Raw genomic sequence first — 20,220 nt, forward strand, 5'->3', positions numbered from 1 at the left:
CGAATACAGTCCCGGCCGGCAGATTCGTTATCTACGTCTGATGAAGGGAGTAATTCTGCTTCCTATCCGTCTATCAGCGCGTACAAATCTCCAGTAGCTGTAGCGATATACGCAACCCCGTCAAGAACGATCGGTTCGTGCGTGATACCGGATCGTGTATAGTCTCCGAAGTCGACGTTGCGAGTCTCGAACTGCCAGCGTTTCGTTCCATCCGCAACGTCAAATGCGAATACGTTCCCGCCGATGCTTCGTGGCGACTCTCCAACGTAGACTGTGTCGCCGGCGATGATCGGCGCACCGAGTTTGTACGCATCGGTCGTTTGTCGCCACTCGATCCGGCCAGTAGCAGCGTCGAGAGCAACAACCGTTCCTGCAGTGGTTCCGACAACAGTTCCGTCGGTAGCGGCGATCGCTTCGTCAATTTGATCGTCTTTCTCGCTGGCTTGTTCCCAGTCTACTGCGCCGTCTGCAGTATTCACGGCACGAATTGATCCGTCCATGGATCCGAGAAAGAGGTGGTCGTTCACGACGGCCGGAATCGATCGCCAACAGTCAACATTTTGGGATGCTCGCCAGCGTTCCTCACCGGTTTCGGCGGCGACTGCATAGAGCGTATTCGTCGTATCAACGACGTATATAACCCCGTCGTCGACCGCCGGTGTTGTTTCAATCCGACCAGCCGTGTCGAACTGCCATCGTTCAGTCCCAGTACTCGCGTCGACAGCGTACAGGGTTGCATCGGTCGCTGGTACGTAGACCGTTTCGGTTGTGATAGTCGGAATTGTTTGGATCGCCCCACGACCATCCGATTGAGGTTCCCACTGCCACTGTTCAACGCCAGTTTCAGCATCGCAGGCTATGAGTCCGTTTCCGATGACGTATATGGTCTCCTCGACAACAGTAGGGTTGCCGCTTAGATCGCTGCCGGTCTCGCCGATCCGTTCCCCAGTGTGGGCGTTTACGACTCCATCCCCGGCGTGGATCCGACCATTACTGCTAACGACCTGCCAGTCTGCTTCGGTACAGGCGCTGTACCGCCACGCTGTCTCGATGCTCGCCTTCGGACCGGTGGCATTCGGATTGTAGCCGGTGTTCGCCGTATCGTACCGGAACATCGGCCACGACGCGTTTTGATCGAGCGAAACGTCCGCTGTATGCGCTGATCGGCCGTCTGAACACGCCGATTCCGAACCGAGTTCAGCGAGACAGCCGGCCAGCGATAGTACCCCGGTACTGGCGAGAACGTGTCGTCGCGAGTGGAGGGTCATATATCCACACAATCACGTCAAACAATAATCAGTCCCATGTCGTTCGGCGTTACTATCCGATACTGACCAGTATTCTATTCGAAATACCGATGCCTGCCACAGGTTCAGAGCGAATATGGACGCGCTGCTCACGCTACAAAAACGAGGGGCGGGTCTCGGGGGGTTGACCCGAGCAGTTCACGCGCTAGATGTCCCGTCGCTGGAACAGTATCTGGCCGATGAGCAGTAACACGACAAAGGCCGCGAGCAACACGCCGGTATCAAGCAGTTCGTACGACCCATCGATGAGGATCGGCGTCGGATCGTAGTAATACGTCGGGCTTATATACTGAATCCACTCGAACTCGCTCGCCCCGCCGACGACCGATTCGACGAGGAAGAGCACGAATATGAGTCCGATGGCGGCCCGCTCTGCGATCGCCGCCCGATCGACGAGGACCGAGAGGACGACGCCGATCGCGATACAGACGAGTAGATACGGGATCGATAGTGCGTGAGCCAACACGAGGTACATCGGGTCGATCGACTCGCCGATCGCCTGCACCAGCACGTAGATGACGACTCCAACGACGACGTTGAGCGTGACGAGCGGGAGCAGCAACGAGAGCGTCTTCTCGACGAGCAGCCGCGATCGAGATACCGGAAACGAGAGCAACAGGTCCATGCGCTCGTGTTCGATATCACCCGCGATGAGCCCTCCTGCCGCGTACGCGAAGTACAGTCCTAGCCCGAGCAACCACACGAAGTTGTATATTTGCGTCCCGAGGAAGCCGCCGATCGTCGCTAGGGACTCGATTCCAAACGCCTCGATCATCGCCGGCGGCATCGACTCGAACACCGCCTCGTAATCGACGCCCTCCAGGATGGTGAAATACCAGACGATAAAGGCAGCATAGAGGCTGATCGCGATCGTGAGGATCGCCGTTCCTCGCACCCGCCGATTCGCCTCGTACCGAGTGGTTTCAAACATTGGATTCCACCTCTTGGTTGGCCCGTGTCGATTCATCGTCGCCGTAGTAGTGCATGAACACGTCCTCGAGCGGCGGTTCACTGATCTCGATTTCGCGGATATCGTGGGATGCGAGTTCACGAAGGAGTGTGTTGTACTCACCAGTGTAGATGAACTGCACGCCGTCGGCGAACGAGTTCACGTCGACGACGCCGTCGAGAGCCGGTAGCGACGACTCGAGGTCGTCGGTCGTCTCGACCTGGACCCGCTTGCCGCCCTGGTCGAGTAGCGTCTCGATATCCTCCAGTCCGACGAGTTCGCCGTCGCGGAGGATGCCGACGCGATCGCAGACGCGTCGCACTTCGCTCAGGACGTGCGACGAGAAGAAAATCGTCGTCCCGCGCTCGCGTTCGCCGCGAATGAACTCGTTGAACTCTTCTTGTTTGAGGGGGTCGAGCCCGGCGGTCGGCTCGTCCATGATCACGAGTTCGGGATCGTGCATGAACGCCTGGACGATGCCGAGCATTCGCTCGTTTCCGGTCGAGTACTCTCGAATCGGACGCTCGACGGGCGGCGTGAATATCTCGAGGAGTTCCTCGCGGCGACGATCGCCTTTGACCGACGCGTGGTAGTCGAGGACCTGCTCGCCGGTCACCTCCTCGTTGAATCCCAGCTGTGCCGGGAGGTACCCGATTCGTCGTTTTGCGTCGATGAACTCGCCGTCATCGCGAACGTCTGCGCCGAGTACCGTCGCGGTTCCGTCGGTCGGCGCGAGCAAGCCCAGAAGCGTTCGAATCGTCGTCGTCTTTCCCGCCCCGTTTGGCCCGAGAAAGCCGAATATCTCCCCCTGTTCGACGCTGAACGAGACGGAGTCGACGCCGAGAACGCTTCCGTAATCCTTCGTCAGGTCCGTCACTTCAATCGTCGCCATACGTGTTCAAAAGGCCTATAACTAAATACCGTTTTCGGTTATAGAGTAATAACTGAAAACCGATTTGGTTATGAGTTTGTAGAGCGGTTGTATAGACATGCGTACATTCAGTGACGAAGAGCGAGAGCAAATACGGGAACAGCTCATCCAGACCGGACAGGAACTGGTGCTTACGTACGGCCCGACGAAAACGACCGTCAAAGATATCACTGACCCGGTCGGAATCGCCAAACCGACCTTCTACCAGTTCTTCGACGCCAAAGCGGACCTCTATCTCGTCATCCTCGAGCGAGAGAGTCGGACGTTTCTCGAAAACGTGCGCGATGCTCTGGACGGGGTCGAGGACCCGCAGGAGGGGCTCGAACGACTGTTCTGGTGTTACGTCGAGTTCGGCGAGGAAAACCCGTTTATCCAGCAACTAGTCATCGAAGGGAACTACCAGGATATCATCGGCGACGGCTCGTGGGACACGCTCGACGAGATTCAACGGGAGATGTGGTCGGAGTTAATCCCGCTGATCGAAGACCTCCAAGAACGGTGTGACGGCCCGCTTACCGAGATGGATCTGCTCACGATCTCCGGGCTCATGTCCGCCTCGCTCGGCTGGTTGATGGTTCACAAAGCGGAGTACGAGCAGTACGAGGCTGAACTCGAAATGATAGACGAGGGCTATTACGACCACATTCAGGAGACGATGATTTCCGTTCTGGCAAACGGGCTTACATCTCCTGCGTAGCGATCGGCCTTCAATTTCGATCGAGCACTCGCCTGATTCCCGCTTCGATTCGATCCGCGTCGGGGAGGTACGCATCCTCGCGGGCGAACAGCGGGACGGGGACGTCGTAGCCGGTGATTCGTTCGACCGGTGTTTCGAGATAGTAAAACGCGTCCTCGGTGATGCGCGCGATGATCTCGCCGGCCATTCCGGACGTTCGCGGGGCTTCGTGGACGACGACGCAGCGGCCGGTCTTTCGAACTGACTCGACGATCGTTTCGGTGTCCAGCGGGGAGATCGTCCGCGGATCGATCACTTCGATATCGGCGTCGAGTTCAGCGGTGGCCTCGAGTGTTTCGCGAAGCATCGACCCCCAGGCGACGACGGTGAGATCCTCGCCGGAGTCGACGATCCGCGCCTCGCCCAGCGGGAGTTCGTGATCGGCCGGCACTTCCTCGCGGAACGACCGGTACAGTCGCGTCGGCTCCAGGAAGACGACTGGATCGGGGGAGCGAACGCTGGCGGTGAGTAAGCCAGCGGTTTCGGCCGGCGAGGCGGGCACGACGACCGTGAGGCCGGGAACGTGCGCGAATCCGGCTTCGAAGCTCTCGGAGTGCAGTTCCAAAGCGTGGATGCCGCCACCGTAGGGCGTCCGAATCGTCATCGGACAGGTGACCGTACCCCGCGTTCGGCTTCGGATTCGGGCGACGTGTTGGGCGAGCTGGTGAAACCCCTGATAGAGAAAACTTTGGAACTGAATTTCGGCGACCGGCCGGAGTCCCGTGGCGGCGAGTCCGACGCCGACGCCGACGATGCCCGCCTCCGCGACGGGCGAGTCGAAGACGCGGTCCGGGTACGCGTCCAGCAGTCCCTCGGTCGCTCGGAAGACGCCGCCGGCGCGACCGACGTCCTCCCCGTAGACGACGACGCTGTCGTCGCGTTCGAGTTCGGCGCGGAGGGTTTCGCGGACGGCTTCGACCATCCGGAGTCGATCAGCCATCGCGATCACCCTTCCTCTCGAACGCCGCGGCCTGTCGCTCGAGTTCGGGCGGTTGTTCGGCGTAGACGTGACGGAACATGTCCGCGGGATCGAGTTCGTCGCGGGCCGCGTTCACCCGGTCGATCGCATCGGCGATTTCCGATTCCACCCGTTCGTCTATCGTCGCCTTGGTCTCCTCGTCTAGCAGGCCCCGGTTCTCTAAGTACACCTGAAAGCGCACGATCGGGTCACGCGCCTCCCACTCGTCCTCCTCGGCAGCCTCGCGGTAGACAGATGGATCGTCGGAAGTCGTGTGCATCGACCGGCGGTAGGTCAGCGCCTCGACGAGGGTCGGGTCGCCGTCTCGCGCCCGCTCGATCGCCTCGGAGACGACGCGATAGACGCCCAGGACGTCGTTGCCGTCGACTCGAACGCCGTCGATACCCGCCGCGATCGCCTTCTGTGCGAGCGTCTCCGCCGCGGTCTGATCCTCGAGTCTGGTCGAGATCGCGTACCGGTTGTTCTGACAGAGAAAGACCGTCTGGGCGTCGTACACGCCGGCGAAGTTGAGCGCCTCGTAGACGTCTCCCTCGCTGGTCGCGCCGTCGCCGAAGTACGTGAGTGCGACGTTCGGGCTTTCCTGGATCGCCTCGCCCCAGCCGACGCCGGCGGCGTGAAGCGGCTGGGTTCCGACGGGAATCGCCGGCGGAAGCGCGTGCTCGTCGACTGGAATCTCGGCTCCTTCTTCCATCCCCATCGCGTACTCGAGGATCTGCTGCGGTGGCGTTTCACGAACCATGAGCGCCGATTGCTCGCGAAACGAGGGGACGATCCAGTCGTCTTCGTCCATCGCGAACGCGCTGCCAACCTGCGCCGCTTCCTGGCCGATCGCGGGGGCGTACGTCCCGAGTTCACCGCGGCGTTGCAACGAAATCGCGCGCTCGTCGAGTCGGCGGGCGCGTTTCATCGCTTCGTAACAGTCGAGCAGTTCGTCGTCGGACAGCGATGGAGCCAGGTCCTCGTCGACCGTCCCGTCCTCGGCGAGCACCTGTACGGACCGGATCGTAAACTGTGCGATGTCCTCGCGTGGCATAGTCCGGATACGCCGCCGAGCGAGTTAATGCGACCCCCGGTGCACGACGGCCCCGTCGTTCTATCAACAATGACCATCACTGTTGGCAATACAGTCCGCTGTCCCGACATTGAATAGCGGGGATGGGGTACGGCGGATATGAACGACTCACTCAGTCCCTCTCCAGAAGCGTACGAACAACCGGTCTACGCCGTCTTTCGCGTCCTCGTCGGACTCCTCTTTTTCCAGCACGGTGCACAGAAACTGCTCGGGCTGTTCGGCGGCGTCGACGGCAGCGGCGCGACCGCCTCGCTAACCAGCATGTACGGTGTCGCCGGCGTCGTCGAACTGCTCGGCGGCCTGCTCATCGCCTTCGGTGTCCTCACTCGAGTCGTCGCCGTCGTGACGGCCGGACAGATGGCCGTCGCTCAGGTCCTCGAACACCTCCCGGAAGGGGTCGTTCCCATCCAGAACGGCGGCGAACTCGGCTTGCTTTACATCGCAGCGTTTCTCGCCCTCATCGCGTACGGCAGCGGGCGGTACAGCCTCGACGCCCTCCTGTTCGACCGCGACTCCGCGACCGAGAGCCGGGCGTCGGTTAGCTCATAAACAGCCGTCTGCCGGCCCGTTCGTGGCGCATACCCATGATCTCGGCCATCGGTGCGAACGCGGCCATCGTCGTCACGTCGTCGTCGACGTGGTGCTCGCAAACGTCGGTAATCACCGGTTCTAGCGATTCGAGCACCGACTGTATCTCGGTGTGACTGAACCGACCGAGTCGCTGTGCCGCCCCGAGCAGTCCCGTAACAAACGAATATGCGTGCGCGAGGCAGGCCGACAGTTGCGGGAGACCGCGGGCCGCGGCGACGACGCCGAAGACGATCGGATAGTGCCCCGGCGTCGCGTCGCTGTGGATTGCGTCGGCGAACGGAGCCACGAGTTCGCCGCCGTCGGCGACCGACGACCCCGTTCCGGCTGACGGATCCTCGCGCCCATCTGCAGCTGAACTAGTCGCGGTCGCCGGCCCGAGGAGTTCACAGAGCTTCGCCCCTGCCTTCGTCGAACTCTCGCGGAACTCGCGCGGCATCGTCACCGCGTGCAGACGCTCGTCGACCGCGAACAGCCGCTCGATATCGCCCGCAGCAGCTCCAGCGTGGGCGTTCGCCAGCGCGACGGTTTCGCAGGGTCCGACCACGCGCCGAAGGTAAGCCGCGAGCAACGCTTGGAGGTCCTCGCCGTCTTCGAGCCGATCCTCGTTGAGATACTGCTCTACCCCGTAGGAGGCCGTGTACCCGCCGACCGGAAGAAACGAGTCCGAGAGCCGGAGTGCAGTCAAAAACGAACTGGAGTCTGATGTCATTCGTGTCGGTGTTCCCGTCGTGAACTCGTGTCGTGGTCGTGCCTGGTGCCGTGCTGGTGGTCTCCGGTATGACTGTGCTGGTGATCGGTATTGTGACTGGTGTGGCCAAGCCCGCGCGTATGCTGGTGGTCTCCATCGTGAGTATGCTCGTGCTCACGCTCGCGTTCGCCGCCGTGAGCGTGACCGTCGTTTCCTTCTTTGCGGTCTGTCACGAACAGATCAGCATCGACCGTCGTCTTCCGGATCTCCGCAGCGGGAGCAACATCGGTGATGACGCGCTCGATGATGTGCTGATCCGCCTCCAGCGGGACGTAGGCTACTCCGTCCGTGACGGCAAGATCCCAATGGTGGTTTCCGAGCCGATGCCCGAGTTCGATCGCCGTCGGTAGCGCCTCCGGAGTGGCTTCGGGAAGCGAAATCGCGATCGCCTCGCGGGGCTCGAACGCGACGACGATCATTCGGTCGTCTTCGACGAGCAGCACGTCTCCAGCCGACACTGCCGGAGCGTCGACGATGACGCCGAGTTCGGTCCCGTCGTCAGTCGTTGCCCGGAACCGCGATCGACGGCGGTTCTCGGCGTCGATGACGACCCGTTCGAGGGTCCCGTTCTCCTCATGGGTTGCACGAAGCGCCGCGAGTTCGTCGTCGGCGTGGACGTTGCCGACGATGGTGTCGATGCGCTCCATCAGTATCGCCGGTCGGCGGGCGCGCCGACCCCGAGTGTTCGGTGTCTGAGTTCGTCCCACGCATCGCGGAGGAGTTCGGTGACGTCCGCCTCCCGGTGGCCGAGGAGGCGAACGATTGCACCGGCGTCCGCTGGCAGCCGAGACACGCCGGCCCGAACGCGCTCGTCGGCTCCAATTCGGTCGTGAATGGCGTCAGCGAGCGGTTCGAGGGCCGGTCGATGCGTATCGGCAGTCGCTTTGGCCGCCTGATCGGAGACAGGCCCGTCCTTGCCCGGCGCGAAAACGTACAGCGAGCCGACGACACTGAACTCGCCGATACTGGCCGGATCCCGCGGATCGCGCTCGTCCGGCCGAAGATCGACGGCGTCGGCGCAAACCAGGCGGCCGTCGTATTCGGCCTCGACGCGCGCGTGGTAGTGATCGAAGCCGAACGGTTCGTGATCGGTCAAGCCGTCCGGAACGAGCACGTCCGCGACGACGACCACCGCCTCGTCGGCGAGATCGACCGTCACCGTCTGGAGACAGCGGGCGTCTTCGTTGACGATCGTCGGTCCCGGGATGTACTCGAGGTAACTTCCCTCCGCCGCTCGGAGCGAGGCGTCGAGGTGGGCGTAGTTTGCCGCCATGCTGTGGACTTTCGTCGCACTCTGGGTCGTCACGTGCACACGAGCACCGGAGTGTGCGTCGATAGCCATTCGGTGGCGGTCCCCCTGTGCGACGCCGCCGGTTGGCTCCTGCGCGACCAGCGTTGCGAGCCCCCGTGCCGGATCGGTGTCGAGGGTGCCGGTCAGATGATACGGCACCGTCACGCGGTCCCGAATTAGCCGCGTTGGCCCGTCGCCAGCGCGGGCGACCGTCGCCTCGAGCAGACCGTTCTTTCCCGTCCCGCCGGCGGGTGCCTGCGCGAGGGATTCGTCGGCGTAGTCCTCGAACGCGGGGGGGAGCCGCGCCGAGTCGACCGTCCCCGCGCTCACGCGAACAACACCTCCCGCTCGACGTGTTCGAGCACCGCATCGACCCCCTCCCCGTCCTTGCAGTTCGTGAAGACGAACGGGTCCTCACCCCGGACCGTTGCGGCGTCCTCGTCGATCACGTCCAGATCGGCATCGACGTGGGGCGCAAGATCCGTCTTGTTAACGACCAGCAGATCGGCCTGCGTGACGCCCGGCCCCCGCTTTCGCGGAATGTCCTCTCCCTCTGCAACCGAGATGACGAACAGGAAGTAATCGGCCAGTTCCGGATTAAAGGTCGCGGCCAGGTTGTCGCCGCCGCTCTCGATCAGCACCACGTCCAACTCCGGATGGCGCTCGGTGAACTCGTCGATCGTCGCCAGGTTCATCGACGGATCCTCGCGGATACCCGTGTGCGGGCAGGCACCGGTTTCGACGCCCTCGACGAGTTCGTCCGGGATCAGTCCGTCGAAGGACTCCCGGAACACGTCGGCGTCCTCCTGGGTCATGATGTCGTTGGCGATGACGCCGACCTCGTAATCGCGCTCGACGAGTTCAGGGACGAGTCGGCGAACCATCGCCGTTTTGCCCGAGCCGACGGGGCCACCGAGGCCGACTTTTGCGACGTCGCGGTAGCCCATCAGCGGTCCCCCCGCGGCGTGTCAGTGCCACCGGTTTCCGGCGTCTCTCGGTCACTCCTCGCGGTGCCGTCGTCCTCGACTGGCGCTCGTTCAGCATCCGGCCTCGGATCGGCCGTCTCGAGTTGTTCCGGACTATCGGCCCGGATCGGATCGTGAACGGTGACGAGCTTGGTGCCGTCCGGGAAGACCGGTTCGACCTGAATCATATCGATCAGTTCGGGAACGCCGTCCATGACGTCCTCGCGTGTGAGCAGCCGGGCCGCCTCAGTGCGAATCTGTGAGACGGACTTGCCGTCGCGGGCGGCCTCGCAGGCCCAGTCCGAAATGTAGGCGACCGACTCCGGATGGTTGAGCTTCACGCCGCGGTCCTTTCGCCGCCGGGCGAGTTCGGCAGCCATGAAGACCGTCAGACGCTCCATCTCCTTCGGCGAGAGGTTCATCGGCGTCGACGCACCTCCGCCTGGGCCGGCGACTGAACTCGTCGGGTCGCGGGCTCCGATCGCGTTGCGGGTTCCGGTCGTGTCGCGGGGACTGGTTGCGTCGTCGATGCGGTCGTGATTGGCGTCGGTGCCGGTGAAATCGTCGGTGTCAGTGTGTGGGTGGCAATCATTGATTCAGAGAAGGTACCGCTGTGCGAGGGGAATTCCCTCGGCGGGGTCGCAGGTGACGTGTTCGCCGTCGACCGCTACTTCGAAGGTTTGGGCGTCGATGTCGATGTCGTCGGGGCAGCGGTCGTTGTGAAGCATGTCCGATTTCTCGACGGAACGTGTACCGCTAACGGGTCGGACCGGCGTTTTGAGATCGTACGTGTCGCCGACGTCGTTCTCGGACGCGGCCTGGCTCACGAAGGTGAGTGAGAGGCCGTGTTTCGCTCGGCCCTGTGCACCGGCGCGTTCGCGGCCCATGACGGGTTCGCAGGTCATCAGCGAGCCGTTGGCTTCGCCCATCTGGGACCAGACCGGGAAGCCGCCCTTGATCACGGTCTCGGGTTTGATGCCGAAGAAGGCCGGATCCCACAGGGCGATGTCAGCCAGTTTGCCCGGTTCGAGCGAGCCGACGTAATCGTCGATCCCCGCGGTGATCGCGGGGTTGATCGTGTACTTGGCGACGTACCGTTTGATGCGAGCGTTGTCGGCGTCGGTCCCTTCGTCCGCCTCGAGCGGTCCACGCTGGGCTTTCATCTTGTGGGCGGTCTGCCAGGTGCGACAGATCAGTTCGGCCATCCGACCCATCGCCTGGGAGTCCGTGGTCATCATCGAGATCGCGCCGGTGTCGTGGAGCACGTCCTCCGCGCCGATCGTCTCCGCGCGGATGCGCGATTCGGCGAAGGCGACGTCTTCGGGAACGTCGGGATTGAGGTGATGACAGACCATCACCATGTCCAGGTGTTCGTCGAACGTGTTCTCGGTGTAGGGCATCGAGGGGTTCGTCGACGACGGGAGCATGTGCTCGTGGCCGATCAACTCGAGCACGTCGGGCGCGTGGCCGCCGCCGGCCCCCTCGATGTGGAAGGTGTGGATCGCGCGACCGTCGATGGCCGCGAAGGTGTCTTCGACGAACCCCGACTCGTTTAACGTGTCCGTGTGGATACAGACCTGCACGTCTTCCTCGTCGGCGACTTCGAGACAGGTGTCGATCGCGGCGGGGGTCGACCCCCAATCCTCGTGGAGTTTGAGCCCGGCCGCACCGGCCTCGATCTGTTCGAAGAGCGCCTCGGGTTCGCTACTGTTCCCCTTTCCGTAGAAGCCGACGTTGACCGGCCAGTCCTCGGCGGCCTGCAGAAACCGCTGCACGTTTTGCGGCCCGGGCGTACAGGTCGTCGCGCCGCCGCCGAAGCCTCCGCCGAGCATGGTCGTGATTCCCGACGCGAGCGCGTGCTCGACCAGTTGCGGACTGTTGAAGTGAACGTGAATGTCGAGTGCCCCCGGCGTTGCAATTAACCCGTCCGCCGGGATCGTGTCCGTGCTCGGACCGATAACCATGTCGACGCCGTCCATCGTATCGGGGTTGCCGGCCTTCCCGACGCCGGCGATTTCCCCGTTTCGGACGCCGATGTCGCCCTTTCGGATTCCCAGGACGGGATCGATGATCACGACGTTCGTAAAGACCCAGTCGAGAGTTCCGTCGGCCTGCGTCGTTCCCGATTGCATCCCCATCCCGTCGCGCATCGTCTTTCCGCCGCCAAAGACCGCTTCTTCGCCGGGGACGGCGTGATCGGTTTCGATCTTTGCCAACAGGTTCGTATCGCCGAGTCGAACTCGATCGCCTTCGGTCGGTCCGAACAGTTCCGTGTACTCCGCCCGCGGGAGTTCTCGACTCATGGTGTATCCTTCACGGACAGATATCCCCGTTTTCGGGCGCGCTCGAGCGCCGTTTCTTTCACGTCCTCGTCGTCGAGTTCGCCGTCGACCAGGCCGCCCATGCCGCGGACGATTCGATCACCGCCGATGTCGACGAGGTCGACGTCGCGTTCGCAGCCCGGTTCGAATCTGATGGCCGTACCCGCCGGGATGTCGAGTCGCATTCCGTAGGCGGTCTCGCGGTCGAACGCGAGGCCCGGGTTGACCTCGAAGAAGTGAAAGTGCGAGCCGACCTGGACGGGTCGGTCGCCGGTATTTTCGACCGTAACGGTCGCCGTCGGGCGTCCCTCGTTTATCGTCACCGGGTCGTCCGCCGGGAGCAGTTCGCCCGGCGTGAACTCGCTCATTTTACGACCGCCCCGATTTCGGGACCGGAACGTTCGGCAAAACTGTTTTCTATCACATGGGTGATTATGAGTGTGAACAACGTAAATACAAGCGGGGACAACAATATTTGCGAAAAGATGTTCGGCTATACATCTGTATAGGGAAACAAGCAGAGAGTTCCACCGCCCGGTCGAACTGCACTCCGGTGAGCGGTCGGTTCGAGATTCCAGAGCGGATCAGCACCGAGTGCGGATCGGACTGCGAGTAAACATCGAACCAGGATGTTTTCGGCCGTCATTTATCTATTTCATATCATCAGTTAGAAGTGAGCTCTCATAGTATACAGACAGCATGAAGAAGTCGGGTACGGAGTCCGCAAACGAGTGGAACACCGATAGCTACGACGAGGGTCACTCCTTCGTCTTCGAATACGGTGAAGGCGTGGTGGATCTTTTGGATCCGGACACCGGGGAGCGAATACTCGATCTCGGTTGTGGGACCGGCCACCTCACAGCGCAGATTTCCGAGTCGGGAGCAGCTACTGTCGGCCTTGACGCCTCGGAGGAGATGATTACGACGGCCAGCGATACCCACCCTGAGTGCGAATTCGTTCACGAGGACGCCCGCGACTTTTCGTTCGACGAGCCGTTCGACGCGGTGTTTTCCAACGCAGCACTCCACTGGATTCCGGACCAGGACGCCGTTCTCGATTCGGTCGCCGAAGCACTCGTCCCCGGTGGCCGATTCGTTGCCGAACTCGGCGGCACCGGAAATGTCGCCGCCATCGTCGACGCAGTTCGTACAGAAGCAACCGAGCGCGGCTACGATGTCCAGAGCCCGTGGTACTTCCCAAGTATCGGCGAATACGCTTCGAAGCTGGAGTCACACGGTTTCGAGACGCACTACGCGACGCTTTTTGACCGGCCAACAGAACTCGAGAACGGAACGGACGGACTTGCAGAGTGGCTCGGAATGTTCGGTGACAGTCTCCTGTCTGCGATCCCGGCTGAAGAACGGTCATCGGTCATCTCTGCCGTTGAAGACCGACTCCGCGAAGACTATCTCCAGGACGGAACGTGGACCGCGGACTATCGACGCCTTCGCATCGTGGCCGTGAAGGGCCACGAGTAGGGGACTAGCTCGTCGATCGGAGTCGAGGTTCCTTTTCGATCCGGACCCCAAGTGGCACAAGGTACGTCGGGTACGCAGACTCCCTCCGGCCACAGCTATCCAATACACCTCGGACGGATCAATTTTTGAGATCCTTCCGTCCCTGATCGATATCGGTGCTTCGTCGCGCGCAGACGAGTTCAAGCGGCGTAAGCGATGGACGCGGTCGGAACTGGGATCAGTCGTTCGATGCGGTCTGACTCTGATCGAAAACGTTGCGCAATCGTCCGGAGGTCGCTCCGATACCGAGGCCCGCGGCGAACGAGAGGAGGCTCGGAAGGAGCACCCAGACGAGATTCGGGTGGTGTGAACCGGTATGCAGTACTGTGTCGATCATCCAGCCGTATATTGTCGGATGATAGCCCTTACTATCATGATGACGGCCATATTTACCCTGCTTTCGACGGGTTCCTACCACTTGTCCGCTCTATTCGGCTATTACTTGAATTTCTAGTGTCTTTCCGGAGAAATCCACTCAAACAGGAGACGGCTCTCATCCACGGATAGCCGCGGTATTTCACCGGAAACCCGGTGTGGGGCCGCGTCGAAGTGACGTCTGTAACCGAGGTATTCGATTTCGCTCTCCGTAACTACCGGTCAGCTTCACGAGAGCGATTTCGATACCCGTCGCGACCGGCATAGCCGCATTCAGGCTGGCAAGGCCGAGTACGCGATCATCTTGTCTTGAGCGCTCTCCACGTCGCGTGCCTGCCGGCAGCGCCGGGATTTATGTCGCCTACGGTAAATACAGTACTTATTCATGACGTTTTATGACAGGGAGTTCATGGAAGGTACTCGTGGCACGCAGGCTGTCGACTGGGAACAGCGCATCGACACGCAGCGACTCCGCGAGGAGCGCATGGAAAAGGCGCTCGAGCGCCTTCGGGACACTGAACTCGGCGCGATGTTGCTCGTCTCGGACCCGAACATTCGGTACGTCACGGGGCTCGCGATGACCGGCGGCAGCGGTGCGGACCACTACACGCTACTCACCGAGAACGGCGATATCGTCCACTGGGACACCGCGGATCACGCGAGCAACCAGCGATTCAACTGCCCCTGGCTCCACGATATCCGCTATGCCTGTCCGGGTCTCGGGAACGTGCCGCGAGCCTCCGGGAGCGCCTCCGCCCGCGAGTTCTTGCGCTCGAAAATGGCCGAGACCGTCTTCGAGGCCATGGACGACTACGGCGTCGCCGACGAGACGCTCGGGATCGACATCGGCAACGGAAACCTGGTTTCGGCGTTCGAGGACCGCGGCGTCTCCGTCGACATCTCCACTGCACAGGCGGTGATGGAAGACGCTCGGAAGACCAAGACCGACGACGAGATCGAGTGTTTGCGGATGGTCGCCGCGATCTGTGAGGCGGGTTTCCAGACGATTACGGACACTGCGAAGCCGGGGATGCGCGAGACCGAAGTCTGGGGCGAAGCCGTCCGTGAACTCTGGCGTCACGGCGCGTTCGTCGGCGGCGGCTACGTCACGTCGGGGCCGAACACGTGGCCCAAACACCAGGCCAACACCACCGATCGGATGATCCGCCCCGGTGACCTCGTCTATGCCGACTTCTACAACATCGGCTACCTCGGCTACCGGTCGTGTTACTACCGGACCTTCTCGATGGGCGAGCCGACGCAGGCCCAGCAGGAAGCCTACGAGAAAGCGCGGAACGATCTCTACGACGTGCTCGAACGCATCGAACCCGGGGCGACGACCGACGAGATCTGCCGGGGATTCCCGGACGAGGAAGGCGAGCACATGGACTGGTACGACGCCGACGAGTTCTGGCAGATGACGACGAACCACTGGGCGCACGGCCTCGGATTACAGCTCTATGAGGTGCCGTTGATCTGGCGCGGCCTCTCGCCCGACCACCCGATCGAGATCGAGGAGGGGATGACGATGGCCGTCGAGACGATGCAACCGGCCGACAGACAGGGCGTTCGCGTCGAGGAGATGGTCGTCGTCCGCGAGAACGGCGTCGAAATCTTGAGCCAGTGGCCCGTCGAGGAGATCACGGTGATCGATCACTGACGGGACCGTCGAACGGCTCTTTGTAGCGGCGCTGACTGGTGGGTTCCATCGAGTTGCAGACGAGCGGCCATCCTCTCGCGTTCGGACGATTGCTCGGTTCACCCTTGTATTGCAGTTTCCACCGGTCGCTGAACTCATCAGATAATCATTCTTATGTACTATCGGAATAATTCGGATCTGTGAGTAATTCTGGAATCGGGCGGCGGACCGTCCTTATCGCCGTTTCCGGGGGATACGGTGCGATCGCGGGATGTTCGAGCGGCGACGTATCGGAGTCGGCTGAACGTGCCAGTCGATCCGGATACGGAACGGCGTACGGGCAGGAATACGGGGCGACATAATATGGGTGAGCAAACGCCGCGTCTCGGACTCGGGACGTACGAAGCGGGGGAATCGTGGGATCACACCGATACGGTCGAGGCGGTCGACGAACACGCGATCGTGCGCGGTCCGATCGCCGACCGCCCGGCGACGGGCGAGTACGACGACGAACTCTTCCACGCGACCGACCAGGGGATCACCTGGCGCTGGGACGCCGCGAGCGACGACTGGGTCTATTTCAGCGGCCAGGGGTGTGCCGAGCAACCGGTCCCTGGAACGAGTCACTTCGAGGCGGCGAATATCGTCGACGCCCGGACCGAGGAAACTCCCGTGTGGAACGTCGAAGCCCACGGAATCGAGGGAGATGGAACAACCTACGTCGGACGGGCCGTCCACGAACTCCTCGGGACGGTCGCCCGGGCCGGCGGCGGCATCGTGTACTTCCCGCCCGGTCGATATCTTTTCGAGCGGACGCCGCTGATCGGCGACGATACGATCCTCCTCGGTGCGGGTCGCTCGACCGTCTTCGAGGGACCGCGTCCCGACGGTACCGAGGGTCGAGCGCTCCTCTCTAACCGGGGGTACGACGCGACCGGCTACGACGGCGCGTCGAACTGGGGCGTTTGCAACGTTCGCATCGACGCCCCGGAGTCGACCGGGATCATGCCCGCTCACGCGGCAAACGTCAGAGTGGAGAATATCTACGGCGACGCGATCTACTATCACCACATCGACATCGTCTCATCCAAAAACGTCGTCGTAGACGGCTACTGGGCGACTCGCGGCGGCGAGGGCGACTCGAACGCGCCGATACAGTTCGACAGCCAACAGTCGGGAACCGGCTGGAATAGCATCTGGACCGGCAGCGACGATGAACTCGTCACCGACGACGATACGCCGTCCAGGAATTGCACTCTCACGAACTTCCAGATCGACCCGGCGAACGGCCCCGAGTACGGTATCCACCTGCACCGCGGGCCGAACGAATCGATCACGATCAAAGACGGCTATATCGCGGGGTGTCAATATACGGCAATCAGAGCCGATCCCAGCGAGGAAGTCGAAAATTTGACCATCGACGACGTTTCCTGCATCGACAACGCGAGGGGAATCACGCTGGGTCACAGCAAGCGTGGACGGCGCGACCTGACGATCAACAACACTACGGTCAGAACCGATGACAGTGAGGTAGCTGGCGGGTCTGGGCTGTACGCAAGTGGGTTTGACGGAGCCGCGATATCGAACGTCACCGTCGACGGTCCGTTCACGAACGCGATCATTTTCGACGACATGGTCGACCTGAAGATGAACACAGTAACTGCGACCGGGGCAGACGACCAGTCGTTCCGATTCCGGGAAAACGTCGATGTCACACTCACAACCGCTCGCGCGGCGAACTGTGGCAGTACTGCCGTCTACGCCGGTCCCGAAAGCAGTGTCTCCTACGGCGGTGTCACGTTCGACGATGTGGGCCAGCGGGTCGAAGTCGATGCAGCTGGGGAACTTCGGGAATGGGCTACCTCGTGAGTATCTATACCCTGTAATCAGTCACTTTTCAGTAATCTGTCTGCTTTAGAACTTCCACTGGAAATTGTTTATCGAGTGATTTGTGCTGTTGTTGTCTGTTATGAGAATCCATGAATAGAACAATACTCTCTCTAACACTCACCCAACTACCCGCCCACGAGTTCTGGTAGCGGCAGTGACTATCTTGAATATAAGAACCCAATTTTCGATCCCGTTCCGATGAATATGACAAAACAGCCGGTATTAATCTGAAAGCCCAATTAATTTGCTGTATGCATCGGATACAGGGCCCTATAATCCACGGTCGATTCATTGATGCGGAACCACAGTTGTTGGGTCTGAAACGGTCCGCCTGGACCGTTTCCCGTTGGAAACTACTTACCTATAGTGTTGTACAAATCACACAATATAAATGACCATCTTTCTTATCGAAATTAGTACTACTGGATTCTCGAGTCACCACCTTGCTGTTTATATCTGTATTTTCTGACATATACCAGTTCCAATTTGAGGCTGTTCGATCCAGAACGAGTTCACAAGGGAAAACCGTAGCCCGATCACCGACTGTGTGGTTCTGAACCGGGTGTGTCTCGAACGGTCAGAGACGTTCTCAGGGTGTTGACGAGGACTGCATCTTGAGAGGGAGTACTGACCATCAGGCGGAACACAACAATCTTGAACAGAGAATTCATGGTGGTAATAATTCTGGACATCGGTGGCCGAGAACAATTATTCCCGGCTGCGAATCGCGTGTAACCGCGCAATCGTCCCGAAGATACTGATAGTACAGACCGTTAGATTACAACTGTATGTGTGTAAAGAACGCGGGTTGGTATTGATGAGCGAAGCAGTGGCTGGGAACGCGTTCAGCATCATTGAACGGCCAATCCGATCACGCATCTCAGATAACGATGACGGAACTCGAGTTCAGTAGTGCGAGTAGCGAAGTTCGATCACGTTCGCCGCCTTCTTGACTGCTGCCACGAGTTCGTCGAACCGATCGTGGTCGTCCAGGTGATTCTTCGGTCCGGATACCGATACCGAACTGATGACCTCGTCCGATTGCCGATCCACGATCGGGGCGGCGATCGTGAGCACGCCGTGTCTTCGATCCTGATCCTCCACGGAGTAGCCGCGTTCGCGGATGTCCTCGAGTTCTGTAACGAGTTCGTCGGCGTCCGTGATGGTGTGCTCGTTCGCACGCGGCAACCCGTGGGTGTCGATGATCGACTCGACGCGGCTCGTCGGGTAGTGGGCCAACATCGCCTTTCCGAGGGCCGTCCAGTGCATGTGCGCGTACTCTCCGATCGGGGCGTTGTCGTGGATCGCCTCGGGCCCCTCCGACTTGTAGAGGAGAACTCGAAGGCCGTTCTCTTCGATACCGAGGTTTGCCACCTCGCCGGTTTCGGACGCGAGTTTGTCTACTTCCGGTCGCGCGACTTCGTACAGCCGCGATCGATTCCTGTGCTCGCCGCCGTACTCCAGAAACCGGTAGCTCAACGCGTACTCGCCGTCGTCCTGGACGACGAAGTCCTGCTTCCGTAGCGTCTGTAGGTAGATGTGAATCGTGCTTTTGGGGATCTCGAGTGCCGTCGCCAGCTCGGAGACTCCGATCGTCCCCGATCGTCTGAGTTGTTCGAGGATGGTGAAGGCTTTCTCGACCGATCCGAGCGTGTTGTTCGCCGTCGATTCGGATGCGTTGTCGAACATATCTCCGTCATCGACTCGCACGCCTTTAACGATGCCTCTCGACGAGGAGCGCGACGGTGTTTTGGGCATTCGAACCGGGACCTCGCCTTTGCCGTCAATCGTCGGCTCGCGGTGTCGATCAGACGAGATTCGTGAGGGTCTCCGTGTCGCCGGTTTCGGACAGTTCCGTTACGTTTCCGGCGACGATATCGGCCAGTCGATCCCAGTGTTTCGGACTGTGACCGGCGTTGTGCGGGGTGATGATGACGTTCTCGAAGTCCCACAGCGGGTGATCCGCGGGCAGCGGTTCGGGGTCGGTCACGTCGAGTGCGGCCCCGTCGATCTGATTCGTCCGAATCGCGGATACGAGCGCGTCGGTGTCGACGATCTTCCCGCGACCGACATTGATCAGCTTCGCGTCCGGCGGCAGCGTCTCGAACTCGGCGCTTGCGAGCAATCCGCGCGTCGTCTCCGTCAGCGGCGCGGCGACGATCAGGTATTCGGTTCGCGCCAGCGCGTCGTGTACGGCCTCTCGGTCGAATCCGACGACTTCGTCCGTCGGGCCGCCCTTCTCGGGCGTGTATCGAATGCCGATCGTTTCGACGTCGAATCCGGAGAGTCGTTCGACGACGGCCGTCCCGATCGCGCCGAGGCCGACGACGGTGACCGTACTTCCCATCAGTTCGTGGCCCTGATAGTGGCGCCATTCGTGGCGATTCTGCCGCCGTCGCCCCTCCTGTAGCCGCCGCGAGAAGGTCAGTACGTATCCGACGACCTGCTCCGCGATATTCGGCGCGTGGATCCCGGAGGCGTTGGTGACGGCGACGTCCATCTCGCGCAGGGTATCGAGCGGCAGATGGTTGTAGCCCGCGGCGATGCCCGCGAACAGTTCGAGATTTTCCGCCCGCTCTAGCAGCGACTCGTTGATGTCGACGCCGGAGACGACGGTGGCGTGTTCGATGTATTCGCGCTCTTCGGCCGGCGTCCGGGCGAGCCGTACGTCGTGATCCGGGAGTTGTTCGTCGAGCAGGTCGGCGTACTCGCGCGCTGGCAGTCCGTGCGTGTCGGAGCGTAGGACGAGAACGTCCGGTGTATCGTTGCTCATAGTAGACTCCGCCGCCGGGAGATCGAGTGTACCCCGCGACAGCGTCCTACCAAACTTGCGGTGGGGTTATTAATTCTGGCCAATCGGCACGCGCTGTGAGCGATCGGTCCGCTATAATTGATAATGATCTAATCC

19 protein-coding genes are annotated in these 20,220 nt (G+C 61.2%); 5 read left to right on the forward strand and 14 right to left on the reverse strand.

Annotated elements, in window-relative coordinates; all coding sequences use genetic code 11:
• Nucleotides 1-62: 62 nt before the first annotated feature.
• The 3 genes from C480_RS17300 to C480_RS17310 all read right to left on the reverse strand — a co-directional run bounded on the left by C480_RS17300 (nt 63) and on the right by C480_RS17310 (nt 3,148).
• Nucleotides 63-1,268, reverse strand: coding sequence for an outer membrane protein assembly factor BamB family protein (locus C480_RS17300; protein WP_006666918.1), 1,206 nt, complete (start codon nt 1,266-1,268; stop codon nt 63-65).
• Nucleotides 1,269-1,452: 184 nt separating this feature from the next.
• Entirely contained in the window at nt 1,453-2,238 is a 786-nt protein-coding gene (locus C480_RS17305; protein WP_006666919.1) for an ABC transporter permease subunit, read from the reverse strand.
• The gene (locus C480_RS17310; protein WP_006666920.1) at nt 2,231-3,148 is read right to left on the reverse strand and encodes an ABC transporter ATP-binding protein; all 918 of its coding nucleotides are present in this window, start codon (nt 3,146-3,148) and stop codon (nt 2,231-2,233) included. Before C480_RS17310 ends, C480_RS17305 begins: the two co-directional genes overlap by 8 nt.
• 97 nt (nt 3,149-3,245) lie before the next feature.
• Between C480_RS17310 and C480_RS17315 the strand changes: the two genes are divergently transcribed.
• Complete coding sequence (locus tag C480_RS17315; protein ID WP_006666921.1) at nt 3,246-3,884, forward strand: TetR/AcrR family transcriptional regulator; 639 nt, start codon at nt 3,246-3,248, stop codon at nt 3,882-3,884.
• A gap of 10 nt (nt 3,885-3,894) precedes the next feature.
• Here C480_RS17315 and C480_RS17320 read toward each other — a convergent pair whose 3' ends face one another.
• Both C480_RS17320 and pdhA read right to left on the reverse strand, forming a co-directional pair.
• Nucleotides 3,895-4,863 (reverse strand): alpha-ketoacid dehydrogenase subunit beta, encoded by a 969-nt coding sequence (locus tag C480_RS17320; protein ID WP_006666922.1) that lies wholly within the window; start codon nt 4,861-4,863, stop codon nt 3,895-3,897.
• Nucleotides 4,856-5,935 carry a pyruvate dehydrogenase (acetyl-transferring) E1 component subunit alpha gene (gene pdhA, locus C480_RS17325; RefSeq protein WP_006666923.1) on the reverse strand — a complete coding sequence of 360 codons (1,080 nt, stop codon included), beginning with the start codon at nt 5,933-5,935 and terminating at the stop codon, nt 4,856-4,858. The genes C480_RS17320 and pdhA overlap by 8 nt, the downstream gene beginning before the upstream one ends.
• Before the next feature lie 138 nt (nt 5,936-6,073).
• On the opposite strand from pdhA, the gene C480_RS17330 reads away from it, so the two are divergent.
• Nucleotides 6,074-6,523: a DoxX family protein gene (locus C480_RS17330; RefSeq protein WP_006666924.1), complete on the forward strand. Its 450-nt coding sequence runs from the start codon at nt 6,074-6,076 to the stop codon at nt 6,521-6,523.
• Here the strand turns inward: C480_RS17330 and C480_RS17335 are convergent.
• The 7 genes from C480_RS17335 to C480_RS17365 all read right to left on the reverse strand — a co-directional run bounded on the left by C480_RS17335 (nt 6,513) and on the right by C480_RS17365 (nt 12,258).
• Nucleotides 6,513-7,274, reverse strand: a complete 762-nt coding sequence (locus C480_RS17335; protein ID WP_006666925.1) for an urease accessory protein UreF — start codon at nt 7,272-7,274, stop codon at nt 6,513-6,515. The two genes, C480_RS17330 and C480_RS17335, sit on opposite strands and share 11 nt — an antisense overlap.
• The gene (gene ureE / locus C480_RS17340) at nt 7,271-7,960 is read right to left on the reverse strand and encodes an urease accessory protein UreE (protein WP_006666926.1); all 690 of its coding nucleotides are present in this window, start codon (nt 7,958-7,960) and stop codon (nt 7,271-7,273) included. The genes C480_RS17335 and ureE overlap by 4 nt, the downstream gene beginning before the upstream one ends.
• Entirely contained in the window at nt 7,960-8,934 is a 975-nt protein-coding gene (locus C480_RS17345; RefSeq protein WP_006666927.1) for an urease accessory protein UreD, read from the reverse strand. Before C480_RS17345 ends, ureE begins: the two co-directional genes overlap by 1 nt.
• The gene (gene ureG, locus C480_RS17350; protein ID WP_006666928.1) at nt 8,931-9,551 is read right to left on the reverse strand and encodes an urease accessory protein UreG; all 621 of its coding nucleotides are present in this window, start codon (nt 9,549-9,551) and stop codon (nt 8,931-8,933) included. The genes C480_RS17345 and ureG overlap by 4 nt, the downstream gene beginning before the upstream one ends.
• On the reverse strand, nt 9,551-9,991 hold the full coding sequence (locus C480_RS17355) for an urease subunit gamma (RefSeq protein ID WP_006666929.1): 441 nt from the start codon (nt 9,989-9,991) through the stop codon (nt 9,551-9,553). Before C480_RS17355 ends, ureG begins: the two co-directional genes overlap by 1 nt.
• Before the next feature lie 174 nt (nt 9,992-10,165).
• Nucleotides 10,166-11,872, reverse strand: coding sequence for an urease subunit alpha (ureC, locus tag C480_RS17360; protein ID WP_006666930.1), 1,707 nt, complete (start codon nt 11,870-11,872; stop codon nt 10,166-10,168).
• Nucleotides 11,869-12,258: an urease subunit beta gene (locus C480_RS17365; RefSeq protein WP_006666931.1), complete on the reverse strand. Its 390-nt coding sequence runs from the start codon at nt 12,256-12,258 to the stop codon at nt 11,869-11,871. The genes ureC and C480_RS17365 overlap by 4 nt, the downstream gene beginning before the upstream one ends.
• Nucleotides 12,259-12,589: 331 nt before the next feature.
• On the opposite strand from C480_RS17365, the gene C480_RS17370 reads away from it, so the two are divergent.
• The 3 genes from C480_RS17370 (at nt 12,590) to C480_RS17380 (ending at nt 17,291) form a co-directional block, all read left to right on the forward strand.
• The gene (locus C480_RS17370) at nt 12,590-13,369 is read left to right on the forward strand and encodes a class I SAM-dependent methyltransferase (RefSeq protein WP_006666932.1); all 780 of its coding nucleotides are present in this window, start codon (nt 12,590-12,592) and stop codon (nt 13,367-13,369) included.
• Nucleotides 13,370-14,168: 799 nt separating this feature from the next.
• Nucleotides 14,169-15,443 carry a M24 family metallopeptidase gene (locus C480_RS17375; protein ID WP_049903888.1) on the forward strand — a complete coding sequence of 425 codons (1,275 nt, stop codon included), beginning with the start codon at nt 14,169-14,171 and terminating at the stop codon, nt 15,441-15,443.
• Nucleotides 15,444-15,785: 342 nt separating this feature from the next.
• Nucleotides 15,786-17,291, forward strand: a complete 1,506-nt coding sequence (locus C480_RS17380) for a glycosyl hydrolase family 28-related protein (RefSeq protein ID WP_006666935.1) — start codon at nt 15,786-15,788, stop codon at nt 17,289-17,291.
• A 927-nt stretch (nt 17,292-18,218) separates the two neighbouring features.
• On the opposite strand, the gene C480_RS17385 is transcribed toward C480_RS17380, so the two are convergent.
• Together C480_RS17385 and C480_RS17390 are read right to left on the reverse strand one after the other, a co-directional pair.
• Complete coding sequence (locus C480_RS17385; RefSeq protein ID WP_006666936.1) at nt 18,219-19,001, reverse strand: IclR family transcriptional regulator; 783 nt, start codon at nt 18,999-19,001, stop codon at nt 18,219-18,221.
• Between the two features lie 118 nt (nt 19,002-19,119).
• Entirely contained in the window at nt 19,120-20,085 is a 966-nt protein-coding gene (locus C480_RS17390; protein WP_006666937.1) for a D-2-hydroxyacid dehydrogenase, read from the reverse strand.
• Nucleotides 20,086-20,220: the final 135 nt, after the last annotated feature.

Source organism: Natrialba aegyptia DSM 13077, assembly GCF_000337535.1.
Classification (GTDB): domain Archaea; phylum Halobacteriota; class Halobacteria; order Halobacteriales; family Natrialbaceae; genus Natrialba; species Natrialba aegyptia.